Here is a 7308-nt window from a genome sequence, read left to right on the forward strand (position 1 = left end):
AAAATGCTGCTTCCAAAGCCAAAATAATGGAGAATTAATTAAACAAATCCAAATCCGTTACCGCACCGAGACTGCTAGAAGCGACTAATTTCGCATATTTAGCCAGTACCCCTTTAGTATACCGGGGTGCGGGAGGTTGCCAATTAGCACGACGACTTGCTAATTCTTCATCGGAAATGTTCAACTGTAATAAACGTGCTGGGGCATCAATTGTGATGCTATCACCTTCTTCTACAAGCGCGATCGCACCACCAACAGCCGCCTCTGGTGCAACATGCCCGACTACCATACCATAAGTACCGCCAGAGAAGCGCCCATCGGTAATTAATCCCACTGCATCGCCTAACCCCGCACCAATAATTGCAGATGTGGGGGCTAACATTTCTCGCATTCCCGGCCCGCCTTTAGGGCCTTCATAGCGGATGACAATGACATCACCAGCTTTAATTTTACCTGCCAAAATTGCATCTAAACAGGATTCTTCCGATTCAAATACTCTAGCTGGGCCAGTAATTGTTGGCTTCTTCACCCCTGTGATTTTAGCTACAGCCCCTTCTGTGGCAAGATTACCTTTCAGAATTGCCAAGTGTCCTTGAGCATACATCGGGTTATTCCAAGAACGAATCACATCTTGGTTTGCAGCTGGTTCATCTGGTATATCTGCTAATACCTCTGCAATTGTTTCCCCACTAATAGTAATGCAATCTGGATGTAATAAGTCATGCACCAGTAGCATTTTCATCACTTGGGGAATACCGCCAGCCTTGTGTAAGTCCGTAGCCACATACTTACCGCTAGGTTTTAAATCGCACAATACTGGTACTTTAGCGCGAATAACTTCAAAGTCATCCAATGTTAGTTCTACACCAGCAGCGTTGGCGATCGCCAGAAAATGTAAAACTGCATTTGTCGAACCACCCACAGCCATAATGACAGCGATCGCATTTTCGATTGATTTGCGGGTGATAATCTGACGGGGTAAAAGTTGTTTGCGAATCGCTTCGACTAAAACGAACGCAGATTTTTCTGTACTGTCAGCCTTTTCCGCATCTTCCGCCGCCATCGTGGAAGAATAAGGTAAACTCATACCCATCGCTTCAAAAGCCGAAGACATGGTATTAGCTGTATACATCCCACCACAGGAACCCGCACCTGGACAAGCATTGCGTTCGACTGCGAATAGTTCAGTCTCGTCAATTTTACCAGCGCTGTATTGACCGACAGCTTCAAAAGAACTGACAACAGTTAGATCTTTGCCATTATAATGTCCCGGTTTAATCGTACCCCCATACACAAAAATCGCCGGAATATTCATCCGCGCGATCGCTAACATCGCCCCTGGCATATTTTTATCACAACCGCCAATCGCCAGCACGCCATCCATACTTTGTCCAGTACAGGCGGTTTCAATCGAATCTGCAATTACTTCTCGCGACACCAGGGAATATTTCATCCCTTCCGTTCCCATCGAAATCCCATCACTAATAGTAATGGTGCCGAATATTTGTGGCATTGCACCAGCTGTTTTTACAGCAGACTCAGCCCTTTGCGCCAGTTGATTAATCCCCATATTACAAGGGGTGATTGTACTGTAACCATTGGCAATACCAACAATGGCTTTATTGAAATCCTCATCTTGAAACCCAACTGCACGCAGCATAGCGCGGTTAGGCGATCGCTGCACCCCTTGCGTTACAACCTGGCTTCTCAAATTCTCAGACATTTTATTTCCTTCTATGTCTCTCATCGCAACTGTTGCGATTCTGTTCTTTGATTGTCTCATGTAGGGGAATTTTTGCATTGCGCGATCGCTACATCCACAGGCAAAGATACACAGTAAATAAACCACTCAAAAGCCAAAATTCTGCTATTTTCCCTATTCTCTTGGTCAGCGAATTGGCACAATTTAATTATGTAGATAATTTATAAGAATAAATAACATGTTTTACAGCGACTTTACATTAGACCGAGTCAGAAAAACCTTTAACATAACTATTGCTGACAAAATTAATATTTTCGCCTCCATTCCCGAAATAACTTGTCCGCCATTACTCGCAGAAATATTACAAGAAAATTTACCCTTAGCTCTCGCCAGCAACACCGAAAAATATCGTTCAGAAATGATTATTGCGCCTATTTTAATTGCTCTCAGAAAATATCTAAATAATCAAATAAGTTTATTTTCAGGAATTGATTTTTCTGTAGATCCCACCCAAGGATTAAACGGAAATTGTGATTTTATTATTAGCCGTTCTCCAGAATTACTACTTCTTAATGCCCCAGTAATTACCATTGTCGAAGCCAAAAAAGAAAATCTCAATGCAGGTTTAGGTCAATGTGTATCAGAAATGATCGCAGCGCAATTATTTAACGAACGCGAAGAAAACAATATTCATACCATTTAAGGTACCCTGACAACTGCAACTAATTGGAAATTTTTAAAGCTGGTAGGAAAAGTTGTTGAGATTGATTTGAGTGAATATTATCTACTATTCTCACAGAAGAAATATCTTAGTATGCTCATCCACTCAACTTCTGCATAACAAAGAAACGTGCTAAATAACATTAGCTAGGAAACCTTTGAATCCTCAAAAAACTTTGCGTACCTTTGCGTTAACCTCTGCGTACCTTTGCGTTAAATAAAAGCTTAATTTTGCGCAGCTTCAAAAATAAACAGTATAAATTACCTACTATAAATTTTCCAAACCTGAATATATTCATCAACAAAAAACGGAGAGGGGGGGATTCGAACCCCCGTTGAGTTGCCCCAAAACACATTTCGAGTGTGCCGCATTCAACCGCTCTGCCACCTCTCCAGGTATTGCTTCACAGATTAGAGCGTATTTTCTCTATTTAAAACCTGTGAATTATTGGAAATGCCAAAGCATAACCTACGCAATTATAACATGACAAACAAAAAAGCGATCGCCCTCAGTCACCTCAATACCTTTATAAAACCGAAGACTTGCTTTCTGTCGCCTGAATAAAAGCTTCAAAATTACTATTTGGCGTCCATTGAATAGCACCATCCCGTCCTGTAAAGAACAGTTTCGTCTGACTTTGGCTCAGTTCAGATAACACTTTAGGTTCCAGATTAGCAGAAGATGCGATCGCCACTTGTGGTTGTAAAGCCAAAACCAAATCTTTCAAAGACTCAGGTACACACCACAGCACCTGCGGACGCGCTAAAGCTCCCGATTGGACTAGCTGCTGTATTTCCTTCAACTTCATGTTACCTACGAGTAACCAATTTTGCCCTTGAACTTGCAATTGTAAAATTGGTAACTGGTTATTGACTAACTGCGCCACTACGGGGCCAGCCGTAATTGCTTGACCAACAGTCAAAGGTTGAAAAATAGCCTGACGCTTTTGTAGTTCCTGTTGAATTACCTGGGTTTCCAGGACATTTTCTGGTTTGGGCGGGTAAGTAAAAAAGCTTTTGATTGGTAATCGTTGCATTACCTCCAGCCAACCACTATTTTCATGCTCTTGAAACTCAGTTGCGATCGCCCAATCAACTTGATTAACGCCTTGCTGTTGTAAAAACGGTAAAATCGTATAGCGTCCAGTCCCTTCATCGCCACTATTAATTAAAGTTACTGTTCCTCGGTCTTGAATTACCAAAACTGGCTCTTCACCTGCTGCTAATACAGTAATCCTAAATAAATTGTTAGCAGAATGCCAAACAGGAATCAGCACCAAACCCAAAGCAATGCAACTTGCAAACCACCAACGTTGCCGCCACCAACGCACCCACACCACCAGTAAAATAATTGTATAAAGAGCCAGCATTTGCCAAGGAGAAATACTCCCAACAGCCAAAGAGTTTCCTGGTAACTTACTAAAAAATCCCACTAAATTAATTAACCAATCACTGGGGTATTGCAAAAACCCAGCCAAAAAACTCCCCCCTGCTGGCCAAGCTAATGCTGCTAAAGCACTAATAATTCCGCCTATACTCAAAACAGAAATTAAAGGCGTACTAATAATATTAAGTAATAAACTATAAGATGGCACAACCCCAAACACAAACAGTTGCAATGGTAAAGTCCAAATAGTTGCAGCTAAAGGAACAGCAATCAAAGAAGCGATCGCAGGTGGTAACCAACCCAAACGTTGCACTATTGGCGGTACCGTCACAATTAATCCCAGCGTCGCTAAAAAACTCAGTTGAAACCCTAAGTCCCAAATCCATAAAGGATTAAATAACAATAATAAAGTCGCCGCCAGTACCAGAGAACCGAATTGTTTCACCTTCCGTTTTAAAGCCAATCCCACCAAAGCAGCAAAACCCATAATTACCGCTCTTAAAACCGCAGGCTGAAAACCCGTTAAACTCAGGAAAATAATCAACCCCAAACTACCAAGAATTAATTGAGTTCCCTTATTTGCACGCCTTGTAAGTTGTAATATCACACCCAAAATTAACGAAGTCTGAAATCCCGAAGCTGCTAAAGCATGAGCCAACCCTGCCTGGACAAACAGATCGCGGATATCATAAGGTAAATCAACAGCTTTACTACCCAAAACCATTGCACTGACAAGCGGCCCTTCCGGGATACCTAAACCCCGAACTTGCGATCGCACAATTCGTTCCCTAACTTGCCACCAACCCCATTTACGCTGCTCCTCATCTAAAATATTAATTTGTCTCCCTGTCAATCCAGCAAACGCACCCTCCTGTTTCAGAAACTTTTGAAAATCAAAAGCACCAGGATTTGCTGCGGCTTTCGGCTTATATAAAACTCCCGTAATCGCAATCTGTTGACCAGGATATAAACCAGTCGCCCGTAGTATCGGCACTGTCACATATAATTTACCAGTGACTCCCTTACTTACCCCAGCAGGGCCATCATCCTTCTTCACTTCATCAAGCTGAGTCGCATCTAACCAAAACTGTCCTCGCTGACTGCGAGTCAAGCGTGGTGTACTTGCAACCACACCACGCACAATCACCAATTGTTCTTGATTACTATTATTTCCTGGCGGCACAAAATTACTAATATCTTTTGCTCCCGGTACAGGTACTCGCCATTGAAAATAGAAACTAGCCAGCAAACCCACCAACCCAGCAGCTAGTAATATTCTCGGATCGGGAGTATTTTGTCCAATCCCCGATTGGAGCTTAGTTTTCATCCCCCCATTATCTGATTTTTGCGGAATTTTTCGTAAATTGAGATAACGTCTTCGCAACACAGCCGCACTCAAAATTCCCAAAAGCAAAATCCCAACACCACCCCAAGGTACAGCTGTAAATAGCAGCCCTAGAATATAGCCAACACAGATAATTACACCGCCAGCCTGAACCATAAGAATTTATATACAAATATTTTCTGAACTATAAAATGAAACCCGCATCTGCGGGCTTGATTGGCTTAATTTATAGAACTTTTTGCATAACTGTATCAAAAAGATGTGCCCAAATTAAAGCCCAAGAAAGCATGGAGAAATAGAAGAGAAATTGCTGCACTACCTAAATAAGCATGGATAGTACGTAATAGTGCTTTATCTCCAGCAAATCCACTCAAAGAAATTGCAGCATTCATCAACAGCAGCAATAGCACTATTGAACCTGTCAAAAAATGAGGACTTTCCAAAATTGGCTGATGCTGCATCACCAAAGACAGCACACCACCTGTATAACCCGCCGCCAGAAAGAAAAATAGCCAAGGTGCTAGTTTACGATGATCGCTGCGGCTTTTAATTGCAACATCTTTATCCTCAGCCAATCTTCCCCGCCAACCAGCCATTGCTACAAAGCTACCCATCACAAACACAACGATCGCCATCATCAATGGATGTCCCCAATGTACAATCGGATACGGCAATCCCAACGAACGAAACCAAGCCGCAATTGGTTCTAACAACTCACTCCAATTCACCATTTCTCACACACTATCAGTATTGGTTCTCTAAAATAATACCGAACCTCCCTATTTGAGGGAGGTTTTTCGGATCAGTATCAACTTTTATTTATCCTCAGCGTCAGCCTCTACCATAGTTAACTGGCATTATTTTTCAGCAACGGAAAACCCAACTTCTCCCTTTGCTCAACATATAAAGTAGCCACCTTCCTTGCCAAATGACGAATTCTCCCAATATACCGAGTCCGCTCAGTCACCGAAATTACACCACGCGCATCTAACAAATTAAAAGTATGGGAACACTTAATTACATAATCTAAGCCAGGTAAAACCAATCCTCGCTCAGTTAACTGTGTAGCTTCCTGCTCATATAAATTAAACAGCGTCAACAGCATCTCTGGATTCGACGCTTCAAAGTTATAAGTACACTGTTCAATTTCCGCTTGGAGAAACACATCTCCATAAGTAATATTGTCCGTCCACTGGATTTTAGTTATAGCTTCCACCTGCTGAAGGTACATTGCTAACCGCTCCAGTCCATAGGTAATCTCAATCGACACAGGACGACAATCAATTCCCCCACATTGTTGGAAGTAGGTAAACTGAGTAATTTCCATCCCATCTAACCATACTTCCCAACCAGTACCCCAAGCGCCCACAGTCGCATCTTCCCAGTTATCTTCCACAAACCGAATATCATGGTCTTCTGGACGAATACCTAACGCCCGCAAAGAATCAAGATATATCTCTTGGATATTATCTGGCGAAGGTTTAATCAGAACTTGATACTGATAATAGTATTGAAAGCGATTCGGGTTCTCACCATAGCGCCCATCAGTAGGACGACGACAAGGTTCCACATAAGCCACCGCCCAAGGTTCCGGCCCCAACGCCCTTAAAAAAGTATGGGGATTCTTAGTACCTGCTCCCTTCTCAATGTCATAGGGTTGGGCAATCAAGCAACCGCGTTGACCGCCAGGTCTCTCTGCAAGAGACTCGCCCCAGAATTTATGCAATGAAGCTATTACCGACTGAAAATTCACGCTCTACCTTTCCTTAGTCAGCACAGTGCATCAACCATTGTGACTTAAACCCACCACTGTGAGGAGCTTTGGGACGCCAAAACCAAGCCAAAAATTTTTTTGCCAAAGATGTTGACAAAGCAAAGGAGGGTAGATATATTGGATAAGTGCCTGAGAGCGGAGCGCAAAAAGCGACGCGAACAGGAAGCCGAACCTTGAAAATATTATAGTTTGAAAGCCAGTATATAACAAATAACTGCGTCAAGTAAAGAAAATAACCAGACTGAGGTTTAAGTCAGTCAAAAGAGCTAAACAAACGATTCAACAAAATGGAGAGTTTGATCCTGGCTCAGGATGAACGCTGGCGGTATGCTTAACACATGCAAGTCGAACGGACTCTTCGGAGTTAGTGGCGGACGGGT

4 protein-coding genes, 1 tRNA gene, 1 rRNA gene and 1 pseudogene are annotated in these 7308 nt (G+C 42.6%); 2 read left to right on the forward strand and 5 right to left on the reverse strand.

Annotated features, from left to right (window positions below):
* Positions 1–34: 34 nt before the first annotated feature.
* Positions 35–1723: a dihydroxy-acid dehydratase gene (gene ilvD / locus AACW45_RS22955; protein ID WP_190635099.1), complete on the reverse strand. Its 1689-nt coding sequence runs from the start codon at positions 1721–1723 to the stop codon at positions 35–37.
* A gap of 217 nt (positions 1724–1940) precedes the next feature.
* On the opposite strand from ilvD, the pseudogene AACW45_RS22960 reads away from it, so the two are divergent.
* Positions 1941–2543 (forward strand): annotated as a pseudogene (locus AACW45_RS22960) (hypothetical protein).
* Positions 2544–2731: 188 nt separating this feature from the next.
* On the opposite strand, the gene AACW45_RS22965 reads toward AACW45_RS22960, so the two are convergent.
* The 4 genes from AACW45_RS22965 to glyQ form a co-directional block, all read right to left on the reverse strand.
* Positions 2732–2816: transfer RNA gene (locus AACW45_RS22965), tRNA-Ser, on the reverse strand.
* A gap of 133 nt (positions 2817–2949) precedes the next feature.
* Positions 2950–5310 carry a ComEC/Rec2 family competence protein gene (locus tag AACW45_RS22970; protein ID WP_190635101.1) on the reverse strand — a complete coding sequence of 787 codons (2361 nt, stop codon included), beginning with the start codon at positions 5308–5310 and terminating at the stop codon, positions 2950–2952.
* A gap of 95 nt (positions 5311–5405) precedes the next feature.
* The gene (locus tag AACW45_RS22975; protein ID WP_190635103.1) at positions 5406–5885 is read right to left on the reverse strand and encodes a DUF4079 domain-containing protein; all 480 of its coding nucleotides are present in this window, start codon (positions 5883–5885) and stop codon (positions 5406–5408) included.
* Positions 5886–6001: 116 nt separating this feature from the next.
* The gene (gene glyQ / locus AACW45_RS22980) at positions 6002–6907 is read right to left on the reverse strand and encodes a glycine--tRNA ligase subunit alpha (protein WP_190635105.1); all 906 of its coding nucleotides are present in this window, start codon (positions 6905–6907) and stop codon (positions 6002–6004) included.
* A gap of 305 nt (positions 6908–7212) precedes the next feature.
* Between glyQ and AACW45_RS22985 the strand changes: the two genes are divergently transcribed.
* A 16S ribosomal RNA gene (locus AACW45_RS22985) occupies positions 7213–7308 on the forward strand; the annotation flags it as partial.

It is taken from the genome of Calothrix sp. FACHB-168, from assembly GCF_963889195.1.
Lineage (GTDB): Bacteria > Cyanobacteriota > Cyanobacteriia > Cyanobacteriales > Nostocaceae > Aulosira > Aulosira anomala_A.

Coding starts and splice junctions, on each gene's coding strand:
- ilvD (WP_190635099.1), bottom strand. CDS start 1,723: ATGTCTGAGAATTTGAGAAGCCAGGTTGTAACGCAAGGGGTGCAGCGA.
- AACW45_RS22970 (WP_190635101.1), bottom strand. CDS start 5,310: ATGGTTCAGGCTGGCGGTGTAATTATCTGTGTTGGCTATATTCTAGGG.
- AACW45_RS22975 (WP_190635103.1), bottom strand. CDS start 5,885: ATGGTGAATTGGAGTGAGTTGTTAGAACCAATTGCGGCTTGGTTTCGT.